Origin of the sequence: Synechococcus sp. MIT S9452 (assembly GCF_047304245.1) — a bacterium.
Taxonomy (GTDB): Bacteria; Cyanobacteriota; Cyanobacteriia; order PCC-6307; family Cyanobiaceae; genus RCC307.
In genome coordinates, this window is sequence record NZ_CP138956.1 from 1,274,536 (window position 1) to 1,294,287 (window position 19,752).

Genomic DNA, 19,752 nt, shown 5'->3' on the forward strand with positions numbered 1-19,752 from the left:
TCAGTCCTGCACGTAGTCGAGGCCCTGCTCCAGGCAGAGCTCCGCTTTTTGCAGCTCGCGGCCGAGGTACAAGGCGTGATCCAAGCGACTGAGCGGCGAAGGTTCTGGGCTTTCGGTTAGCGCCATGCCCAGCTCTTTGGCGCTGCGGCCGCGGTATTCGGCGGTGGCTGAACGGGGGCCACCACCGCGGCAGCTGAGCACCTCACCAGTGTCTGGATCGGTGGCAAGCCCCTGGTCATTAATGCCATTGCCGAAGTGCTGGACCACCAGCTCGCCAGCGGCAGCATCAATGCGGATCAGGAAATAGCCGCTGGGATCAAGCTCGATCGCGCGGTTGGAGTGGGCATCATCCAGCTCGCGGCGCTGCTGGGGCGAGAGCGGTGCCATGACAGGTGGTGGCTCAGCCCTCGATTGTGCCCTGCTCTGGGGCCAGCGGGATCTGGCGACCGCTGAATGGCAACTCTGCGTTAACCGCTTCCACCTCCTCCAACTGCTGGGCATTGGCCAACGGCAACCAACGCTTGATCAAGCCTGCGAATTGAGGCTCATACCAGCGGTGCAAGCTGGCGTGGGGCCGGGCGACAAAACCGCGGCGGCGCTTGTGGCTACCGCCGGCACCTGGGTCGTAATGGCGAATGCCCTGAGCGATGGCCCATTCAATTGGCGCGTAATAGCAGACCTCGAAATGGAGGTTGTCGATCTCCACTGTTGAACCCCAATACCGGCCCCAAAGGTGATCGCCCTCCCTCACGCAGAGGCTCATGGCGATGGGCTGATGGGGATCTTCCCCGTGGCGATGGGCACTGAACAGCACCAAGTGCTGACGCAGCTGCTCCGCCAGTGAGAAAAACTCCTCGGTGAGGTACTTACTGCCCCACATGCCCCAGCGGCGGCAATGGTCTTCATAAAAGCCATGCATGCGCGCCAGCAGCTCCGGCGTGATCGCTTCTGCGGCAATGGCGCTCACCTGCAGGCCCGCTTGCTGCACGGCCTTGCGTTCGCGGCGGATATTGCGGCGTTGGTTGGCGTTAAAACTGGCGAGGTAGTCCTCAAAGCTGCCGTAACCGGGATTACTCCACAGGCTCTGCTGATTGAGCCAGGCGGAGCAGCCAGCGGCTTCGGCGTGGGGCCGCCAAGCCGGATCGACATAGAGGAAGTTGCAACTCAACAGCTGGTTGCGCTCGCAAAAGCGATCGATCAAGCGCAGCATCAACGCTGTGCAAGCGCCCTCATCTTCGCTACTGACGATGAAGAAGCGGTAGCCCAAGATCGGGCTCAATGGGCTCATGCCCAGCAGCTTGGGGTAGTAGCGCAGACCTAACTGCCCAGCGAGTTGAGCGAAGGATTGATCAAAGACGAATTCGCCGTAGCTATGGCCTTTGACATAGAGCGGCGCCACCGCGATCAGCTGTTGCTCGCGCCACAGGCTGAGGTGGCAAGCCTGCCAACCCTGGGAGGGAACAATGCTGCCGGAGCGCTCCAAGGCTTCCAGCCAAGCCCAGCGGTAAAACGGCAGCCCAGCAGAGGCCACCAAGGCATCCCAAGACTGCTCAGGGATCTCGGCGAGCTGCTGATGCCAGCGCGCCTCCAGGGCCTCAGCGGAGTGATCGGGCTCGCTCACAGTGGGGCTGGAGTTGCTGCAAAACCTAATCAGGCCACCGCACGGCTGGGGAGTGCTGCAGGCTGAGATCACACCTGCAACGGCTCGATGCTGCTGCCCTTCCTGCTATTGGCTCAAACCAGCACGCCCACTGAAGATCTGTTGATGGTGCTGCGGCCGCAGCTGGAGCTGCAGATGACGCGGGAATGCGAAAAAGCCGTTAGCGGCCCTGATGGCAGCTTCTTGAATCTGCGCAGCATCTGCTCAGAGATCTCACAACCCGCCAGCGTTTGCCTGGTGGAGGAGATCAGCCGCCAGGGCAGCTTGGCCCAAGTGGCCCGTGAAGCCCTGGAAGGCAGCCTGGGGCCGGCCAGCTTGGGTGTGGCATCAGCCTGCATCGAACGGCTGATGCAGAGCGCCAAGCCGGTTTGGGATCAGGAGTTCCCCGTGCGTTGATAGCGCAGCAGCAGCTCCCCATCGCCTAAGGGGCGCTGCTCCTGCAGCAACCAGCGATCAGCCTGGGGACGCGCTGCAGCGGGCAGCCAGCTGTGCTCGCCCCCCAGCAGGAGCGGGCAGAGGGTGAGCTGCAGCTCATCCACCAAATCCTCGTCAAGCAAGGCCCCAGCCAGCTGGGCCCCACCCAACAACAGCACGCGTTGAATCCCCTCGCTGTTGAGTTGATCAAGCAAGCCCTGCCAACTGTCCAGGGCAAACTGGCGCGCAAACCCCGCAGGCGGCGCCGGCAACAGCGGCGCTGAGCTCAGCCACCAGAGCTGCATGGGCTGGCTCCAAAGGCGCCAGCTGTGATCAAAATCCACCGGCGTGGCCTGACGGCTGGCAATCAACAAGGGCGGTTGCGGCGACTGTCCGCGGGACTCTCGCTGCTGCAACAACTCAGGGCGATGAATCAAACAGCTGCAGCCGTGGGCCCGCACGGTGCCGGCCCCAACCACAGCGACATCTGCCCAGGCCAGGGCCTCCTCAAGCACAAGGCGATCACCGGCGCCACCCAATTGGGCCGCACCACCTGCCGGGGGTGCCAACCGGCCATCGAGGCTGACCGCCAGAACCAGGCGCAGCGTCACACCTGGGCGGGTTCGGCGTAGATCTCAGCGGCGTTGTTGGGGCTCTCCTGCAGGCGGATCTTGTGCAGTGATGCACCGAGATCGGCAATCGGCGCCTTGAGCCGATCAGCGATGTGCAGGGCGATGTTTTCAGCCGTGGGAACGCAGGTGGAGAAGAACGGCACGTCCTTGTTGAGGAAGGTGTGATCAAAAGGCTCGAGCACCTCGTCATCGAGCAGCTTCTGCAGGGCAGCCAGGTCACAGACCATGCCGCTGCGGGGATCGATCTGGCCGCGCACGGTTACATCGAGCAGGTAGTTATGGCCGTGGCCATGGGGCCGGGCGCACTTGCCATAGATGGTTTCGTTTTCGCTCTGGCTCAGCTCCTCACGGGCCAGGCGGTGGGCCGCCGCAAAGTGTCCGCGGATTGTGAGGAAGGCTTCCATGTCATTGCCGAAGTAATCGGCCCAGAGGGTGGATTGTTCAAACAGGCGCAGGCTGCGCAAGGGCAGATGCGCTGATAGGCGCTGCCAGATGGCATGCAGCAACCACTCGGTGGTGGGCAAAGCGGCCTGCTGGCTGCCTTCCACATCGAACTCCGGCCAGGTGGTGTTGAGGCAGCGGAAATCCAGCTGCTCGGTCACCTGGGAGCGGATTGCATGCTTCACATCGGACAGGTTGAGCACCATGCCGTTGGCATCGAGCCCGCCTTCCATGGCCACGATCAACTCGTAGTTGTGGCCGTGGCCTGGCGCCTGGCTGCAGGGGCCAAAACGCTGCTGATTTTCAGCGGCGCTCAGCTCCGGCAGGGAATAGAGATGGCTCGAACTAAAGGTGGCCCGGCGCGTGATCACGCAGGACCTGCCCTGGCCGTGGGGGGCCGTGGCAGCATGCCCAATCACCTGTGGCGCCAAAATTGTCACAGCTTGTAAAGCGCATGCATCCTACGGATCCATCCCAGCCCCTCGGTGAACGGCTCCAGGGCACGAACCTGTATCTGGTGGGAATGATGGGCAGTGGCAAGAGCACGGTGGGACCGCTGCTGGCCAAGGCCCTGGACTATCGCTTTCTCGATGCCGATGCGGTGATCAGCCAAGCCGCCGGTTGCAGCATCCCCGAGATCTTTGCCCGCGACGGGGAAGAGGGCTTCCGCCGCCTCGAGCGCCAGGTGCTGCAGCAACTCAGCCAATGGCATTCGCTGGTAGTGGCCACCGGTGGCGGCATCGTCACCGTGCCGGCGAACTGGGGCGAATTGCGCCAGGGCGTGGTGATTTGGCTCGATGTGGCCGAAGAGGAGCTGTTGCGCCGGCTGCAGGCTGATCCCGGCGGCCGGCCGCTGCTAGCGGGAGACGATCCAGCCGGCCGACTGCACGCACTGCTTGAGCAACGCCAGCCCCTCTACGGGCAAGCCGATCTCCACGTGAGCGCCCAAGGAGAGGCCGCCAGTGGCATCAGCGATCGAGTTTTGAGGGAACTGCCTGGACTGCTCAAGGCTCCAGGCGCACCGCAAACCACTGCACCGTGAGCCCCGGCTCAATTTCCAGTGCACAAGCGGTATCGAGCAGCCATTCCACCTGCTGCGGCAGGCCCTCCACAGCCGCAATATCGGCCGGCAATTGCTTCAGCCGCTGCAACTGCTCCGCCAACCAATGACGGGTGTCCGCAGCGCTGAGAATTTGTTCGCCCGCAGCTGGATCCAGCACCACGTAATGATCGAGTTCGCGGATCAGGGGATCAGACATGGCCACCAGCCTGCTGGGCCTCATCTTGGCGCTGCTGCTGCCTATCAGTGCTGCGGCCGGCCCATTGAGCCTGCGGCTGGAGCAATGGCCCAGCTGGCAACTGCCGGCCCCATTGCCGCGGCCAAGCCCTGGGGATGACCTGATCTATCCGAGCTGGTTTGAAGGCGATTGGCAGCTGAGCAGCAGCGATGGCATCAGCGCTGAGGTGCACTTTGCGCGCCGAGCTGATGGGGCGGTTGTGGGCAGCCGCGCCGCCAATGCCATGGCCATCGGCCAGGCCGTGCTGGGGGATGAGTTGCTGGAAGTGCAAGACGACCCCGGCAATCCCAATCGGCAGCTGGCCCGCCTCAGCGATGACCGCGTGTTGGACACGCGCATCAGCGGCCGGCGCAGTGAAACACCCAATCCCAAGGCCTTTCTGGCCGATGAACTCAGCCTGCAGTTGCTGCGGCAAGGGGGCGCACCGCCCCGGATCAGCCGCATTGAAACCCTGAGCAGCTACGAGCTGTTGGGACCCGATCAGATCAGTGGTGAGCAATGGCAAGCCAGCTATGGCTCACCGGAAGACGGCCTAGCGGGCACAGCACGCAGCAGCCAGAAACTCAGCTTGATGTTGGAGCGCATCTCAACGCCCTAGCTACCCCACGAAGTGCACAACTCCGGCAGCGCAGCGGCGGATCTGCAGCAAGTTGACCCAATCAGATCAGGACCTCCCATTCGGTTGTGATGCAGCAGCCCATCCCGATCTTCATTGGCATGGACCCGCGCGAGCGGGCAGCCACCAATGTGTTGATCGATTCGCTTGTGGCCACGAGCAGCACGCCGCTGGCGATCACGCCTTTGGTCACGCCGCAACTGGAGCAGCAAAAGCTCTATTGGCGTGAGCGCGACCCGAAGCAGAGCACGGCCTTCTCCTTCACTCGCTTTTTGGTGCCCAAGCTGATGGGCTTTCAGGGCTGGGCGATCTTCATGGACTGCGACATGCTCTGCCGCGCCGACATCAGCGAACTGTGGGCGCTGCGCGATGAGCGCTTTGCCGTGATGTGCGTGCAACACAATCACCAACCCACAGAAACCAAGAAATTCCTGGGGGAAGCCCAGAGCGCCTACCCCAAAAAAAATTGGAGCTCGTTGATGCTGCTGAACTGCAGCCGCTGCCAGGCACTAACACCTAAGTACGTGAACTCAGCGAGCGGCCTTGATCTGCATCGCTTCCATTGGCTTGACGGCGACCATGCCATCGGCGCCTTGCCCCATCGCTGGAATCACCTGGTTGGTGTGCAAGAGCAGGCGAGCGATGAGGCTGCCCTGCTGCATTGGACCCTTGGGGGGCCTTGGTTTCGCGAACAGCGAGCCATGGGCGGAGCAGCCGCGGCCGAATGGTTCGGGGCCCGCAGCGATGCCATGGCACTTTGGGAGCAATGAGCCAATCCACAACGGTGGTGGCGATCCCAGCCCGGCTGGAATCGAAGCGACTCCCGCGCAAACTGCTGGCTGATGTGGGCGGCAAGCCTTTGCTGCAGCGGGTGCTGGAACGCTGCCTGGAGGCCCAACAACCAGCAGCTGTTGTGCTCTGCACCGATAGCGACGAGCTCCGTGAGCAGGCCACCCAGTGGCCCCTAGCGAGACCAGTGCCGGTGTTGATGACACCAGCGAGCTGCAGCAGCGGCAGTGAACGACTCGCTTGCGCCTTGCCTGAACTCTTGGAGCTGAGTGGGTCGAGCGATCCCAGCAGCTGCTGGGTGCTGAATGTGCAAGGGGATCAACCCTTTGTGGACCCAACGATCATTGACGCTATGGCTGAGCGCTGCCGCACAGCCCGCACCGACGTGCTGACTCCGGTGTATCGACTACCCCCCGAGAAGATTCACAACCCAGCGGTGGTGAAGTGCCTGCTGGCCCAGGACGGCCGTTGCCTCACCTTTTCGCGCAGCGCGCTGCCCCATGTGCGTGATGTCTCCCCCGATCAATGGCATGCCCATGCCGCCTATTGGGGCCATGTGGGGATCTATGGCTACCGGGCCGAGGTGTTAGCCCAATGGAACAACCTGCCCGCCTCACCCTTAGAAGCGATTGAAAAGCTGGAGCAACTCAAACTGCTGGAAGCAGACATCGCCATTGGTAGCTTCCCGGTGGAGGCGGATTCGCTATCGGTGGACACCGCTGAGCAACTGGATGAGGCTCGCCAGATTGCGGCTCAGTTGCGCTGACGCCAGCCACCGGCAGCGAGCGCGGTCCACTCACCGCGTGCCTTGAGAATCCGCTCGGCGAGCTCGCGAACAGCCCCATGGCCGCCCCGGCGCCGCAACACCAAATCGGCCTGCCGGCGCAACGCCTTGCAGGCATCAGCTGGCGCTGCCATCACGCCCACCTGGGAGCGCACCACCAAGTCGTTGAGATCATCGCCAATAAAGCCCGTGGCGGCGGGCAACACCTGAAGCTGCTGTTGGAGCTGGCCCAATTGCGCCTGCTTATCGCAAACTTCGGTGAAGCAGTGCTCAATGCCTAAATCCTGGGCGCGGCGCTCAATGGCTCCGCTGCGGCCCCCACTGATCAACGCCAAGGTGATCCCCGCCTGCTGCAAAAGCTTCAATCCCAAGCCATCGCGCACATCAAAGCGGCGCCACACCTGGCCATCGGGGGCATAACTCAAGCCGCCATCGGTGAGGACACCATCCACATCAAGCACCAGCAACTCAAGCCCGCGTAGCGACTGACTGAGGCGGCTCACAGGCTGCTCACAGCCTCCGGCTGCGCTGCGGCGGCTGCGCGAATCGCCAACAGCTGCTCCAGCAGAGGTTCGAGGCGATGCAACGGCACCATGTTGGGCCCATCGCTAAGGGCCTGATCCGGATCGGGGTGGGTCTCGATGAACAGCCCATCAACTCCCACCGCCATGGCTGCGCGGGCCAACGGAGCCACAAACTCGCGCTGCCCCCCCGTGCTGCTGCCGCGGCCACCGGGCTGTTGCACCGAATGGGTGGCATCAAAAATCACCGGGCAGCCCTGCTGGCGCAGCTGCGGCAGGCTGCGCATGTCCACCACCAAGGTGTTGTAGCCAAAGCTGGTTCCGCGCTCCGTCAGCCAGAGCTGCTCAGGGCTCTGCAGGCCGGCTTCACGCAACTTGCTCACCACCTGGGCCATGTCCCAGGGGGCGAGGAATTGCCCCTTTTTGACATTCACCACCGAGGCGGCTGCCTCTGGGTTTTGAACGGCGGCAGCTGCTGCCAAAAGCAGATCGGTTTGGCGGCATAGGAAGGCAGGAATCTGCAAGACATCCACCACCTGAGCCACCACGGCAGCCTGGTGGCTCTCATGGATATCGGTCAGCAGCTGAACTCCCAGCTCTTGCTTGAGTTGGGCCAGCACCTCGAGGCCCTGCTCCATGCCGGGACCGCGGAAACTTCCGCCTGAACTGCGGTTGGCCTTGTCAAAGCTGGTTTTAAACAGCAAACGAATCCCGAGCCGCTCGCTCATGGCCTTGAGTGCGGCGGCCATATCAAAAACCAGCTCAGGGCTTTCGAGCACGCAAGGCCCAGCGATCAAGGTGAACGGGATGCTCATGCCGCCTGCGGAATGTCTGTGGTGGTTCCTGAAGCGCGGCTCAGCCCGGCCTGCACCAGATCGTGCAGCCGCAGCAGCCCCACCAACTCACCGCTAATGGCCTGAACAGGCATCACCGAAATCGCCTTGCGGCGATTGCGCTCCATCAGCTCCAAAGCGGCAACGGCCAATTGATCAGGTGCTGCCGTGATGGGATCCGTAGTCATCAGATCGGCGGCCTGAATTGCCGCCCAGGCCTGCGGCGGGTGGATTCGCAGCGCGCGGCGCAGGTCGCCGTCGGTGATGAGGCCCAACAAGCGCTTGGGCTGATCAGGCTGCTGCACCCAGGCAGCACCAGCCAAGGTTCCGGTGAGGTGTTCCACCACATCGGCCAATGCAGCATCCGGCAGCAACGGCGGGCACTGGTCGATAGGCACCATCAGATCAGCGACGCTGAGGGTGAGCTGCCGCCCCAGGGCTCCTGCCGGGTGATTCACCGCAAAGTCTGCGTGCGTCACCCCTTGCCGCTGCATCCACACCGCCGCCAAGGCATCACCAATCGCCATGGCAACGGCCGTGCTGGCGGTAGGCGCCAGGTTGAGGGGGCACACCTCACGATCCACGGATCCATCCAGCACCACATGGGACCCCTTGGCCAGGCTGGATTGAGGCCGCCCGGTGAGGGCAATGCAGGCACTGCCGCGGCGGTGCAGATGGGGCAGCAACGCCAGCAATTCACTGCTCTCGCCACTATTCGAGAGCAGCAAAACCACGTCATCAGGCCCCACAACCCCGAGATCCCCATGCAGGGCATCGAGGGGATTGAGGTAGAGGGCCATCAGGCCAATCGAGGTGAAGGTGGCAGCGATCTTGCGGGCAACGATGCCGCTTTTGCCCACACCAGTCACCACCAACTTGGCGCCCTGCTCACTGCAGTGCTGCAGCAGATTCAAAGCGGCTTCAGCCTGATCGGGCTGCAGCTGATCAGCCGTATTCAGCAGCGCCTTGGCTTCCTGCTGCAAGACCGGGGCCAGGGGGTTCATCGGCGGCCCATCAACATCGGCCTGAAATTAAAACGGCCCTGCCGTTCATCGATGTGATCAGCGCGGCCAACCAGCCTTCACCCCACCGGCATGGCTTCGGCTGGAGCTGAGGCTTCCGAGCCATCCGGCCTGCGGCCCAAGGTGCGGTAAAGCTCATCGCGCCATTGGAATAGCGGTTCAAAGCGGGGCTGATCAGCCACTCCTGCCACACCGCGTGAAGCCAACTGAGGCCCGGCAACAGAGGGGAACCGCAACAGATACAGCTGAGCTGCCACCGCCACATCGGCCACGGTGGGGCGCTCACCCACCAGATAGGGGCGCTGCTCCAGCACGGCGAGCAGCTGCTCCAAGGCAAAGATCAACGAATCGCGCCCCATCGGCAGCAGCTGACCCACACCACCGAGCAGATCGCCCGGGACAGCCCCGATCAAATTGCGCACCAGCGATGGGGTGGCATCGGGCAGCAGCGCGCCGCGCAGCACGGGATCTTCCGCCGCACCCTGAAGGAGTGCCATACGCGCCGAGGAGGCCAAGGCCGTGTCAGCCCAGTCCTCCAGCAACAGCACTTGAGCCCGCTCGGCAGCATCACTGGGCAGCAGCGCTGGCTCGGGGTGCTTGGACTCCAAATGCATCGCGATGGCACTGGAATCGGCGATCAGCTGTTCGCCATCGCGCAGCACCGGCACCTGGCGCTGGCCTGTGAGCTGGAACAGCTCGATCTGCCCCACGCCGGGGGTGACATCGTTGACGCTGTAGCTGAGTCCTTTTGCCGCCAGCAGCAAGTGCACTTTTTCGCAAAAGGCAGAGTGGCGGAACTGAAAAAGCTCCATGGCAGGCGGGCGAAACAGCGCTTGCCGGCAGAGTAGCCATGGGTTTTGTGAGGTGATGGGAGAGTTTTTCGCCAACGTGACGCGCTATCCGCGTTACTTGATCGCCTTTGGATTGGGTGTCGCCAGCTCGGTATTCGAGCCCCTGCTGGCCCGCACCCGCAATCCCGTCACCGCTGTTGCGCTGATCGGCGCGCTGATCAGCGGGCTGCTCACGCTCACGCTCGTGCTGCGTGCCATGGTGACTCCAGTGCCGCTGGCATAGGCAATGGCCCATGGGCGACGGGTAGAGCGCGTGGCCTCGATGATTCGCCGGGAGATGAGCGAATTGCTCGTTAGTGGCGTGCGGGATGAACGCGTGAATCAAGGTATGGTGAGCATCACCAATGTGGTGGTGGCAGGCGATCTGCAGCACTGCAAGGTGTCGGTGAGCATCTTTGGCAGCGAGAGCGAGCAAGACCAGGCCATGGCGGGCCTGCGCTCGGCGGCCCCTTACCTGCGCGGTGAGCTGAGCCGGCGGCTGAACATGCGCCGCACCCCGGAGCTGGTGTTCCATCACGACAAGGGCCTGGCCCAAGGGGTGGAAGTGCTGGGGCTGCTGAGCAAGCTCGAGCAAGAACGACAAGAACGGGGCCCGGTGCCCGAAGGCAGCGAGGAGATGTGAGCCTGCGCCGGCAGCTGGCTCAGCTTCTTGTTCTCAGGGCCAGTGGCTACGCCCTCGACGGGCAGCGCCGCTACCCGCGCTGGGAACTCAGCAACGACGCACTGCAGCGCGGGCTAGCCGAAGGTGTTGGAGGTGTGATCTTGCTGGGCGGATCGGCCGCTGATCTGGCGCTGCGCTGCCGGCAACTGCAGGACTGGGCCCAAGGGCCACTGCTGCTCTGCGCCGATGTGGAAGAAGGTGTGGGCCAACGCTTTGATGGCGCCAGTTGGCTACCGCCACCGCTGAGCCTGGCGAAGCTGTGGAATCGCGACCCCAGCCAGGCCGAAGCTTTAGCCACGGCCTATGGCCGCTGCACCGCGCTTGAGGCCCGCAGCCTCGGGTTGAACTGGGTGCTTGGGCCGGTTTGCGATGTCAACAACAATCCCGCCAATCCGGTCATCAATGTGCGCGCCTGGGGAGACACAGCTGAGGCTGCCAGCGCCTTGAGCTGCTGTTTTCTCGTGGGACTGCAACGGGAAGGGGTGCTGGGCTGCGCCAAACATTTTCCCGGCCATGGCGATACGGCCAGTGATTCCCACCTGGAACTGCCGCTGATCCCCCACGAGCTCGAGCGCTTGAAGCAAGTTGAGCTGCCGCCGTTTGAAGCCGCCATTGCCGCTGGAGCCGCCAGCGTGATGACCGCTCACCTGTTGATGCCGGCCATCGATGCTGAGCGACCCGCCACCCTCTCCAAAGCGGTGCTCACCGATCTGCTCAGACATGAGCTGGGTTTTAACGGGCTTGTGGTGACTGACGCCCTGGTGATGGAGGCCATTGCTGATCGCTATGGCCCTGGAGAAGCTGCAGCCTTGGCCTTTGATGCTGGAGCCGATCTGATCTTGATGCCAGCCGATGCAGCAGCGGCCCTTGATGCCCTCGAAGCAGGATTCACCAGCGGCCGCTGGCCGCTGGAGCGATTGGAGCAAAGCCTGCAGAGGCGAGAGCAAGCCCTGGCGCAAAGCCAAACCAGCCCGGTTGAGCCCGCACAAGCCCTGAAGCAACTAGCCGCGCTGCAAGGCCAACACCGCGACCTGCAGCAGCAACTGCTGGCCGCCAGCTTTGAGCATCAAGGCGAGCCTCTGCCGAGTGGCGGCGGCGTCAATCTGATCCGTGTCGACAACAGCCTGCAATGCCCAGCTCTGCCCCTCAACGCCCCAGCCCTGATCCGGCCGCAGGCGGCTGGCTGGAGACCATGGCGCCTCGATGATCAAAGCCCCCCCTGGGAACTGCCCGCAGAGAAGGTGTTGCTGCAGCTGTTCGTGCGCGGCAATCCATTTCGCGCTGGCAAAAAGAGCCGTGAGAACTGGCCTGAGCTGGTGCAACAGCTGATCGGTCAGCAGCGGCTGGCAGGTCTGGTGGTTTACGGCAGCCCTTACCTCTGGCACGAGCTCCAAGCCCTGCTGCCTGCGGATCTGCCAGCGGCTTATAGCCCCGGACAAATGCCCGCCGCCCAAGCCATGGCCTTGGCCCAACTGGGACTGGTGGGGCATGCCCATGAGGGCGGTTTTACCGACTAAGGCACTCCCAGAGATGCCGCTTAATCTCTGGGGCGATTTAGCAACCAGCGGCCATGCTCAGCCTCTCGATGATCGTGCGCGATGAGGAGCAGCAGCTTGGTGCTTGCCTCGAGAGCGTGAAAGGGTTTTGCGATGAGTTGGTGGTGGTTGACACCGGATCAACCGACAACACCATTGCGATTGCCAAAGACGCCGGCGCTCGAGTCGAAGCGATCGAATGGCCCGGCGATTTCACCCCTGCGCGCAACAAAGCGCTGGAGTTCGTCAGCGGCGACTGGGTGCTGGTGCTCGATGCCGATGAACTGCTGCTGGATTCCGTTAAGCCAGCCCTGCAAGCGCTGATGGCGCAGCCCGATGTGCTGGTGATCAACCTGCTGCGCTACGAGGACGGCGCGGTGCAATCGCCGTACTCCAGCGTCAGCCGCCTGTTCCGCAAGCACCCAGCGATCCAGTGGAGCCGGGCGTATCACTCGATGATCGACGACTCCGTTGAGGAGCTGCTCAAAAGCGAACCCCAATGGCGCGTTGTGGATTGCGCCGAACCGGCCCTGTTCCACACCGGCTATCGCCCCGAAGAACTCATCGCTGGCAACAAGGCGAACCGTTTGCGGGAGGCCATGGAGGCCGAGCTCGCCAGCAAGCCAGGCGATCCCTATGCCTGCGCCAAGCTTGGCGGCCTGGAGGTGGATCAAGGCAACACGACCCGCGGATTGGCTCTGCTGGAGATGGGTCTGGAGCACTGCCAGAGCGATCAACACCGCGAGCGCTATGAGCTGCTGCTGCACCTGGGCATCGCCAACAGCAGCAACAAACCTGAGGAAGCTGAGCGCTACTACCGCTTGGCCTTGGAAGAACCCCTCAGCCCCCAGGTGCTGGTGGGAGCCCGGCTCAACCTGGGCGCATTGCTGCTGCGGCTGAACAAACTGGCCGAAGCCACCGAGGTGACAGCGGCTGTGACCAGGCAGCTGCCGGAGGTGATGTTGGGCTGGTACAACCTCGGCCTGATCCAACGCAAAGCCGGCGACATCGGCGGAGCCATTGAGGCCTACCAAAGCGGTTTGCAGCTCGATCCCGAAAGCCCCGAGCTGCATCAAAACCTGGGCGCTGCCCAGCTGGCCGGCGGCAACTTTGAAGCCGCGCGCGAAAGCTTTTTGATGGCGATCGGATTGCTGGTCCAACAAAACCGCAAGGACGATGCTGAAGCCTTGGCCCGCAGCGCTGGCGAGCTGGTGAACCTGAATGCCGCCTGATCTGAGCGGCCACACCGTGGTGCTCACCCGCGCGGAGCATCAGCTGGGCGCTGCGCGAAAGCTGTTTGAAGCTGCCGGCGCCCAAGTGCTGGATTTGCCAGCGCTGGTGATTGGTCCTCCCGATAGTTGGGGCCCTTTGGATGATGCCCTCAGCGAATTGGAGGACTTTCATTGGCTGGTGGTTTCCAGCGCTAATGGCGTCACCGCAGTGGATGAGCGCTTGCAAGCCCAAGGCCGCAGCCTGGCCCGGCGGCCCGCCTCGCTAAAGATCGCTGCGGTGGGGCGCAAAACGGCTCAGCAACTCGACGATCTAGGAGCAACGGCCGACTTCATCCCACCAGATTTCGTGGCTGACAGCCTGCTGGAGAATTTCCCAGTGGGCGTCTGGGGTCAGCGGATCTTGTTGCCGCGGGTGCAAAGCGGCGGGCGCACGCTGCTGGCTGAAGCCTTTGGCGAAGCCGGAGCGCGGGTGAGTGAAGTGGCGGCCTACGAATCGCGCTGCCCCAAGGATCTGCCGGCCCTCACCGTTGCTGCGCTGGAAGCCGGCATGGCGAATGCCATCTGTTTCAGCAGCGGCAAAACCGTGCGCCACACGGTGCAACTACTCGAGCAGCAGTTCCGCGACAGCTGGAGCCAATACACAGACAAGCTGGCGGTGATTTCAATTGGCCCGCAAACCAGCGCCGTTTGCCGCGAGCTGCTGGGGCGTATCGACGCTGAAGCTGATCCCCATGACCTTGATGGTCTGGTGGATGCCTGTAGCCGCGCCTTGGCCTAGAGCTGAAGCGGGCTTAAGGGGCGGCCATCGCGCTCCAGTAGTAAGCGGCCACGCTGCACATCAACAGCCGCAACGCTGACGCCCGCAGGCAGCCAAGGCAGGCGATCAGGATCGCCCACATCACCAGGGGCCACCGGTCCGCTGTGGCTGTCGTAGCTCACAAACGCCTGGGCCACACCACCAACAGAGGAAACCCCCATCAGCTCAGGTACCCCGTCTCCGCCTGAATCAGAAGCGTCGTCCTGGGCGGCCACCAGAGCCTGCGGGGGCGGCGCAAAGGGGTCTTGGCGACCGCGCGGCAAGGAGCCCAACACCTCAGCTGGGCGGTAGAGAGGAATCAGCTGTGGATCAGCTGTTGGCTCAGGTAGCGAGTCGGCGTTCTCAGTTTTGACCTCAGCCGAAGGAGGTGTGCTGGCCTGCGGGGGCGACTGCGCGCCACAGGCCGACAGCACCTGAGCGGCAACAACAACAGCGGCAGCAGCGCGGCAGGCCAGCAGCCCATCAGCAAGTGGCCGAACCCTATCGAGCGCGGGCCCGCTCTTCCACCAGTTCTTGAAACCGATCGAGGTTGGCCTGCAACTCCTTGCTGACCAAACCACCCAGAATCTTGGGGTCCATCAAGGGCGCCAACACCCCGGGCAGCTCGTAGCTGACGGTGAGCTTTACCGCAGTGCGCTCATCGGCTTCTGGATAGAAGCGCACAGCCCCCTTGGTGGGAAGGCCACCCACTGACTGCCAATGCAATTGCTGGGCCTCCACCCGCTGGGTGATGCGGGCCTTCCACTGGAAGCGAAATCCCTGGGCCGCCAGGGTCCATTCGGTGAGGTCGGGGTCATCGAGCGTCTTGACAGACTCGATCCAGCGCATCCACAGCGGCATGGATTCGAGATCACTCCACACCGCCCAAACCAGATCCACGGGCGCGGCAATGTCCACCGCAACACTGTGCTCAAGCCAGCGGCCCATCTCAGACTCCCGCGCCGTTGAGGATGGCCTTGGCGGCCAGACGCCCGCTCATGGTGGCCCCTTCCATCGAATCGATGTAGTCCTGCCTGGTGTAACTACCGGCCAAGAAGAAGTTGCTCACGGGAGTGCTCTGCTCAGGCCGATAAGGCTCCATGCCGGGGGCTTCGCGGTAGAGCGACTGGGCCAGCTTGACCACATTGCTCCACACCAGCTTCAAGCCGCTGCTGGAGGGGAAGAGCTTGCGCACCTGGGCATCGGTGTGGGCCACGATCTCGTCGGTTTTGCGTGGGATCCAGGGATCACCCGGGGTGAGCACGCACTGCAGCAGTGAGCCCTGGCCTTCCTTGCGGTAGTCCTCGGGGCTGGCCAAGGCGAGATCGGCAAAACAGCTGAAGTCGGCATCGGCTGTGTAGAGCAGGTTGTTGAGCCCTGCTGGCTTGCTGACATCGCCTCGTGCAGCGGCAGCTTGGGGTTGATCCCCCAGTTCGGTCACCCAGCCGTCGTAGCGGAGCTGAACGGTGGCCACCGGCACGGCCTCGAGTTTGAAGATGTTGTCGAACTGCTCAAAGCGGCGCCACTCCTCAGGCAGCAGGCGCTGAATTCCCGGCACATCGCAAGCCGCGAGATAGGCATCGGCTTCCACCTCCACATCGCCATCGGGGGTGCCCATGGTCAAGCCAGTGACACCTGTGGTGCCGTTGACCTCTTTGTGGTGCACCGCGGTGACGCGGTGGCGCAAGTGCAGCTGGCCGCCGCGAGCGGTGATGTAGTCGAGGATCGGGCCGGTGAGCCAGCGGTGGGGCGAGCCCTTGAGCAGGTTGAGCTTGGAGGCCTCCGTGCGGGCCGCAAACATCATGAAGATGGTGAGCATGCAGCGAGCCGAGATGGCCTCGCAATCAATAAACCCCAGCGCATAGGCGATGGGATTCCACATGCGGCGAATGCTCTCGGGGCTGCCGCCATGGCCCAGGAACCAGTCACTAAAACTGATGCGATCGAGGGCGCGAATGGTGCGCATCGCCCCCTCGTAATCCACTAGGCCTCGCACGATCGGGCTGGTGCCTAGAGCCAGGGCATTGCGCAGCTTGTCGATCCAATCGAGCTGCGGGGTGGTGAAAAAGGCCTTAAGGCCGTTGAACGGAGCGCCGAGGGCAAAGCGGAAATCCAGCTCCCTGAGATCACCCCCTTCGTTGACAAACAAATGGGTGTGATCTTTGGGCAGCAGATTCTCAAAAGCACCCACCTTGCGCATCAGCGCAAAGAGATTGGTGTAGTTGAAGAAGAAGACATGCAGCCCCATCTCGATGTGGTTGCCGCCCTCATCCACCCAGCTGCCCACCTTGCCGCCCATGAACGGGCGGGCCTCGTAGAGATCAACGCTGTGGCCGGCATCCACCAGATCCACTGCAGCCGAAAGACCGGCCAATCCAGATCCGACGATGGCGACTCGCACCGCTGTTGCTCCCGTAAGGCCCCTGACTCTATGGATCCGAGCTGCCCGGCCGAGGCTTCTTAGACTGGGAAACAGTTAGCTGGCGCCGGAATGGCCACCGAAACCCTCACCCACACCGGCAAAGACGGCAAAGGCATCTTGATCACCGCGCCAGCCATGAAGCAGCTGGCCAACCTGATGCAGCAGCAAGGCAGCGGCAGTGTGCTGCGGGTGGGCGTGCGCTCAGGCGGCTGCAGCGGCATGAGCTACACGATGGACTTCATCGATGCTGCTGAGATCCAGGGCGACGACGAGCGCTACAGCTATGAGCCCGCTGATGCACCAAGCTTTGAGGTGGTGTGTGATCCCAAAAGCCTTCTCTATATCTACGGAATGCAGCTGGACTTCAGCACCGAACTGATTGGCGGCGGCTTCAACTTCACCAACCCCAACGCCAGCCAAACCTGCGGCTGCGGCAGCTCGTTTGCGGTCTGATGACCGCGGCCATGGGAATCTGTTGGTCTGATCCCTGCGCCCATGACGGAAGAGCAGCCAAGCCTGAGCGAAAGTCAATTCGGCCAAGCCCTGCAGCGCTACCAAGACGGCGCCGAAGCCGCCGATGTGATCGCTGACTTTGAGGCCATCACCCGGCGCGACCCGCGTCAGGCCGCCGGTTGGACCTGCCTGGCTTGGCTGCAATTGCTGACCGAGCAGCCCGAGGAAGCCCTGCGCTCAGCCAAAACCGCGGTGAAGCTCAACGCGCAAGATCCGCAAGGACGCCTGAATCTGGCCCTGGCGATGCTGGAAACCGGAGCCAAAGGCGTTCGCGAGCACATTGAGATCGTCAAGCGGGTGATGGTGTTCTCCCCCGAGCTAGGCCAAGAGCTGGAGGTTTCCATCGCTGATGGCCTCAAGCGGCGGCCCGGTTGGCCGGCACTGCTGAAAGTGCAGGCCTGGCTAGCGGACTGAGATGCAGCTGCTGCTGCTCAGCAACGGCCACGGGGAAGACCTCAGTGGTGCCCGTCTTGGCCAGGCGCTGCAGCAGCAGGGCGCTTCGGTGCGAGCTGTGCCCTTGGTGGGCGATGGCGCGCCCTATCGGCAGGCAGAGATTCCAATTGCCGGCCGTACCCAAAGCTTCAGCACCGGCGGGCTGGGCTACGCCAGCTTGGCCGGCCGCTTGAAAGAAATCCTGCAGGGTCAGGTGCTCTATCTGCTCAAGCGCAGTTGGCGGCTGCTGCAGGAAGCACACCACGCCGATGGGATCGTCGTGGTGGGTGACGTGATCCCGGTGATCCTGGCCTGGCTCAGCCGCAAGCCGGTGATCACCTATCTGGTGGCCTACTCCAGCCATTACGAAGGCCGCCTCAGGCTGCCGTGGCCCTGCGGGCCATGCCTGGCCAGCCAACGCTTTGCCGCGGTGTTCAGCCGCGATGCCCTGAGCGCCAGTGATCTGAGCGAGCAATTGCGCAGGCCGGTGGAGTTTCTCGGCAATCCGTTTATGGATGGCCTGGTGGCCGGTGTTGCCAGCGAGAGATCTGGGCGGGTGCTGCTGCTGCCTGGCAGCCGTCTGCCGGAAGCGCGTCAAAACCTCGAGCGCATGCTGGCGTTGCTGGAAGAACTGCCCGCTGGGTTGCGCAAACAGGATTTCCAGGCGGCGTTGGTGCGCGAACTGCCCGCTGCAGCGGTGGAAGCCTTGGCCGCCAGCCGGGGCTGGAGCTTGAGCAGCAGCACCAGCCGCAGCCTCTGGCTCAAGCGCAAAGGGCTGGTGCTGCAGTGCTGCTGGGGGCAGTTCACCACCCTGCTGCCAGCGGCTCAGGTGGTGGTGTCGATGGCGGGCACGGCGAGCGAGCAGGCTGTTGGCCTGGGCAAACCAGTGCTGCAACTCGCCGGCCATGGCCCGCAATTCACCGTGGGCTTTGCCGAAGCCCAACGGCGCCTGCTGGGCCCGGCAGTGCATTGCGCCGAAGGCGATGTGGATGACCCGAACACCCTGATCGCCAGCGCTGATTTGCTGGAGCAGTTGCTGCAGCTACCGGAGGCAACGCTGCAGCAATTACGCCAAGAGGGAGATCAACGACTGGGCCAAGCCGGCGGCACCAAACGGATGGCGCGCGCGATCCTGGAGAGGCTGCAACAACCGTGATGGAGCCCCTCAAACGCTGGTTGGACCGTCTGCTCGTTGCCGATGTGTTTGTGGTGATCGCCGGAGCGTTTTGGTTTCTCGCGGCTGTGCTCTGTGAAGCGCGAGGCATCCACCAGCCGCTTGCGGTGTTCCAGCAGCTCTGGGAGCCGCTGTTCACCCCAGCGATTGGGCTGCTGATGGCCGCCGCTGTGATCAGCGGAGTGCTGGGCTGGTGGCAGCGCCGAACTAACCCTTCAAGCTGAGCGCTAGGGCCTGATCCAGCTGCGGCGCCTGAAAAGGAAACTGCTGAGCCTGCAGTTTTTGGGGCAACACCTGCTGACCTTGAAGGACCACTTCCGCGCCATCACCCAAGAGCAATTTCAAAACGGCACCAGGCACTGGCAGCAAGCTCGGGCGCCGCAAAGCCCGGCCCAGCTCGGAGCAAAACTCACGCATCGACACCGGATTGGGCGCTGTGGCGTTGTAGGTGCCCTGCAACGAGGAGTCGGTCAGCGCCGCGGCGATCAAGCCACAAAGATCGGTGCGAGCAATCCAACTCATCCACTGCTGGCCCGAGCCAATGGGCCCACCAAAACCAGCGCGGAAAATTGGCAGCATCTTGCCGAGCGCTCCGCCATCAGCCGCCAAGACAATGCCAATGCGGGTGATCACCAGCCGAGTGCTGGGGTTGACCTCTTGGGCAGAGGCTTCCCACTGGGCGCAGAGCTTGCCGAGTACATCGGCTCCTGCTGGGCTGTCTTCGCTGAAGCTGGCGGTTTCGCTGGTGCCGTAGAAGCCCACAGCCGAAGCACTCACCAGCACCTGCGGCGGCGTTGGGCTGGCGTTGATCGCCGCCACCAAATGCTTGGTCGTATCGATGCGGCTACGACGCAGAACCTCGAGATGGGAAGGGGTCCAGCGCTTTTCAGCAATCGGCTCGCCGGCCAAATTCACCACGCCTTCGGATTGCTCAAGCGCCTGCTGCAGGGCTGAGCCAGCCGCCCAACTCTCTTGACGTGCAGGATCCGCCTGAAGGCAAGTCACCCCAGCCATTTGGCGCTGCTGCCGGCTCACCACGGTGAGAGTGTGCCCTGCCGCGAGCAGCTGCGGCACCAACTCACGGCCCACCAATCCCGTGCAACCCAGTAGCAGCAGACGCATCAAT

Annotated in this window: 27 protein-coding genes; 14 read left to right on the plus strand and 13 right to left on the minus strand. The window is 63.2% G+C overall.

All coding sequences use genetic code 11. From position 1 onward, the window contains the following. Positions 1-387, minus strand: a complete 387-nt coding sequence (locus SIB46_RS06815) for a DUF4346 domain-containing protein (protein ID WP_413295393.1) — start codon at positions 385-387, stop codon at positions 1-3. A 13-nt stretch (positions 388-400) separates the two neighbouring features. Next, positions 401-1,621 carry a GNAT family N-acetyltransferase gene (locus SIB46_RS06820; RefSeq protein WP_413295395.1) on the minus strand — a complete coding sequence of 407 codons (1,221 nt, stop codon included), beginning with the start codon at positions 1,619-1,621 and terminating at the stop codon, positions 401-403. A gap of 87 nt (positions 1,622-1,708) precedes the next feature. Here SIB46_RS06820 and SIB46_RS06825 point away from each other — a divergent pair, with 87 nt between their 5' ends. Next, positions 1,709-2,056, plus strand: coding sequence for a hypothetical protein (locus SIB46_RS06825; protein ID WP_413295397.1), 348 nt, complete (start codon positions 1,709-1,711; stop codon positions 2,054-2,056). On the opposite strand, the gene SIB46_RS06830 is transcribed toward SIB46_RS06825, so the two are convergent. Both SIB46_RS06830 and SIB46_RS06835 read right to left on the minus strand, forming a co-directional pair. Then, positions 2,035-2,685 (minus strand): RibD family protein, encoded by a 651-nt coding sequence (locus tag SIB46_RS06830; protein ID WP_413295399.1) that lies wholly within the window; start codon positions 2,683-2,685, stop codon positions 2,035-2,037. The two genes, SIB46_RS06825 and SIB46_RS06830, sit on opposite strands and share 22 nt — an antisense overlap. Beyond that, entirely contained in the window at positions 2,682-3,587 is a 906-nt protein-coding gene (locus SIB46_RS06835) for a 6-pyruvoyl trahydropterin synthase family protein (protein WP_413295401.1), read from the minus strand. The genes SIB46_RS06830 and SIB46_RS06835 overlap by 4 nt, the downstream gene beginning before the upstream one ends. A gap of 14 nt (positions 3,588-3,601) precedes the next feature. On the opposite strand from SIB46_RS06835, the gene SIB46_RS06840 reads away from it, so the two are divergent. Continuing rightward, entirely contained in the window at positions 3,602-4,189 is a 588-nt protein-coding gene (locus SIB46_RS06840) for a shikimate kinase (RefSeq protein WP_413295403.1), read from the plus strand. Here SIB46_RS06840 and SIB46_RS06845 read toward each other — a convergent pair. Next, positions 4,152-4,406 (minus strand): chlororespiratory reduction protein 7, encoded by a 255-nt coding sequence (locus SIB46_RS06845; RefSeq protein WP_413295405.1) that lies wholly within the window; start codon positions 4,404-4,406, stop codon positions 4,152-4,154. The two genes, SIB46_RS06840 and SIB46_RS06845, sit on opposite strands and share 38 nt — an antisense overlap. Between SIB46_RS06845 and SIB46_RS06850 the strand changes: the two genes are divergently transcribed. From SIB46_RS06850 to kdsB, 3 genes are all read left to right on the plus strand, one after another. Next, the gene (locus SIB46_RS06850; protein WP_413295407.1) at positions 4,405-5,043 is read left to right on the plus strand and encodes a DUF6816 family protein; all 639 of its coding nucleotides are present in this window, start codon (positions 4,405-4,407) and stop codon (positions 5,041-5,043) included. The two genes, SIB46_RS06845 and SIB46_RS06850, sit on opposite strands and share 2 nt — an antisense overlap. Positions 5,044-5,132: 89 nt before the next feature. After that, positions 5,133-5,831 carry a glycosyltransferase gene (locus SIB46_RS06855; RefSeq protein ID WP_413295408.1) on the plus strand — a complete coding sequence of 233 codons (699 nt, stop codon included), beginning with the start codon at positions 5,133-5,135 and terminating at the stop codon, positions 5,829-5,831. Further along, positions 5,828-6,616, plus strand: coding sequence for a 3-deoxy-manno-octulosonate cytidylyltransferase (kdsB, locus tag SIB46_RS06860; protein WP_413295410.1), 789 nt, complete (start codon positions 5,828-5,830; stop codon positions 6,614-6,616). Before SIB46_RS06855 ends, kdsB begins: the two co-directional genes overlap by 4 nt. Here the strand turns inward: kdsB and SIB46_RS06865 are convergent. From SIB46_RS06865 to SIB46_RS06880, 4 genes are all read right to left on the minus strand, one after another. Then, positions 6,604-7,137 carry a KdsC family phosphatase gene (locus tag SIB46_RS06865; RefSeq protein WP_413295412.1) on the minus strand — a complete coding sequence of 178 codons (534 nt, stop codon included), beginning with the start codon at positions 7,135-7,137 and terminating at the stop codon, positions 6,604-6,606. The genes kdsB and SIB46_RS06865 overlap by 13 nt on opposite strands. Beyond that, positions 7,134-7,970, minus strand: a complete 837-nt coding sequence (gene kdsA / locus SIB46_RS06870) for a 3-deoxy-8-phosphooctulonate synthase (protein WP_413295414.1) — start codon at positions 7,968-7,970, stop codon at positions 7,134-7,136. Before kdsA ends, SIB46_RS06865 begins: the two co-directional genes overlap by 4 nt. After that, a complete protein-coding gene (locus SIB46_RS06875) occupies positions 7,967-8,992 on the minus strand; it encodes a KpsF/GutQ family sugar-phosphate isomerase (RefSeq protein ID WP_413295416.1) in 1,026 nt (341 codons plus the stop codon). Before SIB46_RS06875 ends, kdsA begins: the two co-directional genes overlap by 4 nt. 77 nt (positions 8,993-9,069) lie before the next feature. Then, the gene (locus tag SIB46_RS06880) at positions 9,070-9,822 is read right to left on the minus strand and encodes a glutathione S-transferase family protein (protein WP_413295418.1); all 753 of its coding nucleotides are present in this window, start codon (positions 9,820-9,822) and stop codon (positions 9,070-9,072) included. A 55-nt stretch (positions 9,823-9,877) separates the two neighbouring features. Between SIB46_RS06880 and SIB46_RS06885 the strand changes: the two genes are divergently transcribed. Genes SIB46_RS06885 through SIB46_RS06905 form a run of 5 tightly spaced genes read left to right on the plus strand, consistent with a single transcriptional unit; the run spans position 9,878 to position 14,067 of the window. Further along, entirely contained in the window at positions 9,878-10,084 is a 207-nt protein-coding gene (locus SIB46_RS06885) for a DUF751 family protein (RefSeq protein WP_043736450.1), read from the plus strand. Positions 10,085-10,087: 3 nt separating this feature from the next. Beyond that, a complete protein-coding gene (rbfA, locus tag SIB46_RS06890) occupies positions 10,088-10,483 on the plus strand; it encodes a 30S ribosome-binding factor RbfA (protein ID WP_413295420.1) in 396 nt (131 codons plus the stop codon). After that, positions 10,480-12,039 (plus strand): glycoside hydrolase family 3 N-terminal domain-containing protein, encoded by a 1,560-nt coding sequence (locus SIB46_RS06895; protein ID WP_413295422.1) that lies wholly within the window; start codon positions 10,480-10,482, stop codon positions 12,037-12,039. Before rbfA ends, SIB46_RS06895 begins: the two co-directional genes overlap by 4 nt. A 53-nt stretch (positions 12,040-12,092) precedes the next feature. Continuing rightward, positions 12,093-13,289: a glycosyltransferase gene (locus SIB46_RS06900; RefSeq protein ID WP_413295424.1), complete on the plus strand. Its 1,197-nt coding sequence runs from the start codon at positions 12,093-12,095 to the stop codon at positions 13,287-13,289. Continuing rightward, positions 13,279-14,067 (plus strand): uroporphyrinogen-III synthase, encoded by a 789-nt coding sequence (locus tag SIB46_RS06905; RefSeq protein ID WP_413295426.1) that lies wholly within the window; start codon positions 13,279-13,281, stop codon positions 14,065-14,067. The genes SIB46_RS06900 and SIB46_RS06905 overlap by 11 nt, the downstream gene beginning before the upstream one ends. On the opposite strand, the gene SIB46_RS06910 is transcribed toward SIB46_RS06905, so the two are convergent. From SIB46_RS06910 to zds, 3 genes are all read right to left on the minus strand, one after another. Continuing rightward, complete coding sequence (locus SIB46_RS06910) at positions 14,064-14,519, minus strand: hypothetical protein (RefSeq protein ID WP_413295428.1); 456 nt, start codon at positions 14,517-14,519, stop codon at positions 14,064-14,066. The two genes, SIB46_RS06905 and SIB46_RS06910, sit on opposite strands and share 4 nt — an antisense overlap. Positions 14,520-14,586: 67 nt before the next feature. Then, positions 14,587-15,033: an SRPBCC family protein gene (locus SIB46_RS06915; protein ID WP_011934694.1), complete on the minus strand. Its 447-nt coding sequence runs from the start codon at positions 15,031-15,033 to the stop codon at positions 14,587-14,589. A 1-nt stretch (position 15,034) separates the two neighbouring features. Then, positions 15,035-16,486: a 9,9'-di-cis-zeta-carotene desaturase gene (zds, locus tag SIB46_RS06920; protein WP_413295430.1), complete on the minus strand. Its 1,452-nt coding sequence runs from the start codon at positions 16,484-16,486 to the stop codon at positions 15,035-15,037. A 90-nt stretch (positions 16,487-16,576) separates the two neighbouring features. Between zds and SIB46_RS06925 the strand changes: the two genes are divergently transcribed. Genes SIB46_RS06925 through SIB46_RS06940 form a run of 4 tightly spaced genes read left to right on the plus strand, consistent with a single transcriptional unit; the run spans position 16,577 to position 18,850 of the window. Next, positions 16,577-16,960: a HesB/IscA family protein gene (locus SIB46_RS06925; protein ID WP_413295432.1), complete on the plus strand. Its 384-nt coding sequence runs from the start codon at positions 16,577-16,579 to the stop codon at positions 16,958-16,960. A 42-nt stretch (positions 16,961-17,002) separates the two neighbouring features. Beyond that, positions 17,003-17,434, plus strand: a complete 432-nt coding sequence (locus tag SIB46_RS06930; RefSeq protein ID WP_413295434.1) for a hypothetical protein — start codon at positions 17,003-17,005, stop codon at positions 17,432-17,434. Between the two features lies 1 nt (position 17,435). Further along, positions 17,436-18,608, plus strand: coding sequence for a lipid-A-disaccharide synthase-related protein (locus SIB46_RS06935; protein WP_413295436.1), 1,173 nt, complete (start codon positions 17,436-17,438; stop codon positions 18,606-18,608). Then, a complete protein-coding gene (locus SIB46_RS06940) occupies positions 18,608-18,850 on the plus strand; it encodes a hypothetical protein (RefSeq protein ID WP_413295437.1) in 243 nt (80 codons plus the stop codon). Before SIB46_RS06935 ends, SIB46_RS06940 begins: the two co-directional genes overlap by 1 nt. On the opposite strand, the gene SIB46_RS06945 is transcribed toward SIB46_RS06940, so the two are convergent. Beyond that, a complete protein-coding gene (locus SIB46_RS06945; RefSeq protein ID WP_413295439.1) occupies positions 18,834-19,748 on the minus strand; it encodes a TIGR01777 family oxidoreductase in 915 nt (304 codons plus the stop codon). The two genes, SIB46_RS06940 and SIB46_RS06945, sit on opposite strands and share 17 nt — an antisense overlap. Positions 19,749-19,752: the final 4 nt, after the last annotated feature.

Excerpts from the sequence above, each read along its gene's own strand:
- SIB46_RS06815 (WP_413295393.1), bottom strand. The coding sequence starts at position 387 with ATGGCACCGCTCTCGCCCCAGCAGCGCCGCGAGCTGGATGATGCCCAC.
- SIB46_RS06825 (WP_413295397.1), top strand. The coding sequence starts at position 1,709 with ATGCTGCTGCCCTTCCTGCTATTGGCTCAAACCAGCACGCCCACTGAA.
- SIB46_RS06840 (WP_413295403.1), top strand. The coding sequence starts at position 3,602 with ATGCATCCTACGGATCCATCCCAGCCCCTCGGTGAACGGCTCCAGGGC.
- SIB46_RS06850 (WP_413295407.1), top strand. The coding sequence starts at position 4,405 with ATGGCCACCAGCCTGCTGGGCCTCATCTTGGCGCTGCTGCTGCCTATC.
- SIB46_RS06845 (WP_413295405.1), bottom strand. The coding sequence starts at position 4,406 with ATGTCTGATCCCCTGATCCGCGAACTCGATCATTACGTGGTGCTGGAT.
- SIB46_RS06855 (WP_413295408.1), top strand. The coding sequence starts at position 5,133 with ATGCAGCAGCCCATCCCGATCTTCATTGGCATGGACCCGCGCGAGCGG.
- kdsB (WP_413295410.1), top strand. The coding sequence starts at position 5,828 with ATGAGCCAATCCACAACGGTGGTGGCGATCCCAGCCCGGCTGGAATCG.
- kdsA (WP_413295414.1), bottom strand. The coding sequence starts at position 7,970 with ATGAGCATCCCGTTCACCTTGATCGCTGGGCCTTGCGTGCTCGAAAGC.
- SIB46_RS06875 (WP_413295416.1), bottom strand. The coding sequence starts at position 8,992 with ATGAACCCCCTGGCCCCGGTCTTGCAGCAGGAAGCCAAGGCGCTGCTG.
- SIB46_RS06880 (WP_413295418.1), bottom strand. The coding sequence starts at position 9,822 with ATGGAGCTTTTTCAGTTCCGCCACTCTGCCTTTTGCGAAAAAGTGCAC.
- SIB46_RS06885 (WP_043736450.1), top strand. The coding sequence starts at position 9,878 with ATGGGAGAGTTTTTCGCCAACGTGACGCGCTATCCGCGTTACTTGATC.
- rbfA (WP_413295420.1), top strand. The coding sequence starts at position 10,088 with ATGGCCCATGGGCGACGGGTAGAGCGCGTGGCCTCGATGATTCGCCGG.
- SIB46_RS06900 (WP_413295424.1), top strand. The coding sequence starts at position 12,093 with ATGCTCAGCCTCTCGATGATCGTGCGCGATGAGGAGCAGCAGCTTGGT.
- SIB46_RS06905 (WP_413295426.1), top strand. The coding sequence starts at position 13,279 with ATGCCGCCTGATCTGAGCGGCCACACCGTGGTGCTCACCCGCGCGGAG.
- SIB46_RS06915 (WP_011934694.1), bottom strand. The coding sequence starts at position 15,033 with ATGGGCCGCTGGCTTGAGCACAGTGTTGCGGTGGACATTGCCGCGCCC.
- SIB46_RS06925 (WP_413295432.1), top strand. The coding sequence starts at position 16,577 with ATGGCCACCGAAACCCTCACCCACACCGGCAAAGACGGCAAAGGCATC.
- SIB46_RS06930 (WP_413295434.1), top strand. The coding sequence starts at position 17,003 with ATGACGGAAGAGCAGCCAAGCCTGAGCGAAAGTCAATTCGGCCAAGCC.
- SIB46_RS06935 (WP_413295436.1), top strand. The coding sequence starts at position 17,436 with ATGCAGCTGCTGCTGCTCAGCAACGGCCACGGGGAAGACCTCAGTGGT.
- SIB46_RS06940 (WP_413295437.1), top strand. The coding sequence starts at position 18,608 with ATGGAGCCCCTCAAACGCTGGTTGGACCGTCTGCTCGTTGCCGATGTG.
- SIB46_RS06945 (WP_413295439.1), bottom strand. The coding sequence starts at position 19,748 with ATGCGTCTGCTGCTACTGGGTTGCACGGGATTGGTGGGCCGTGAGTTG.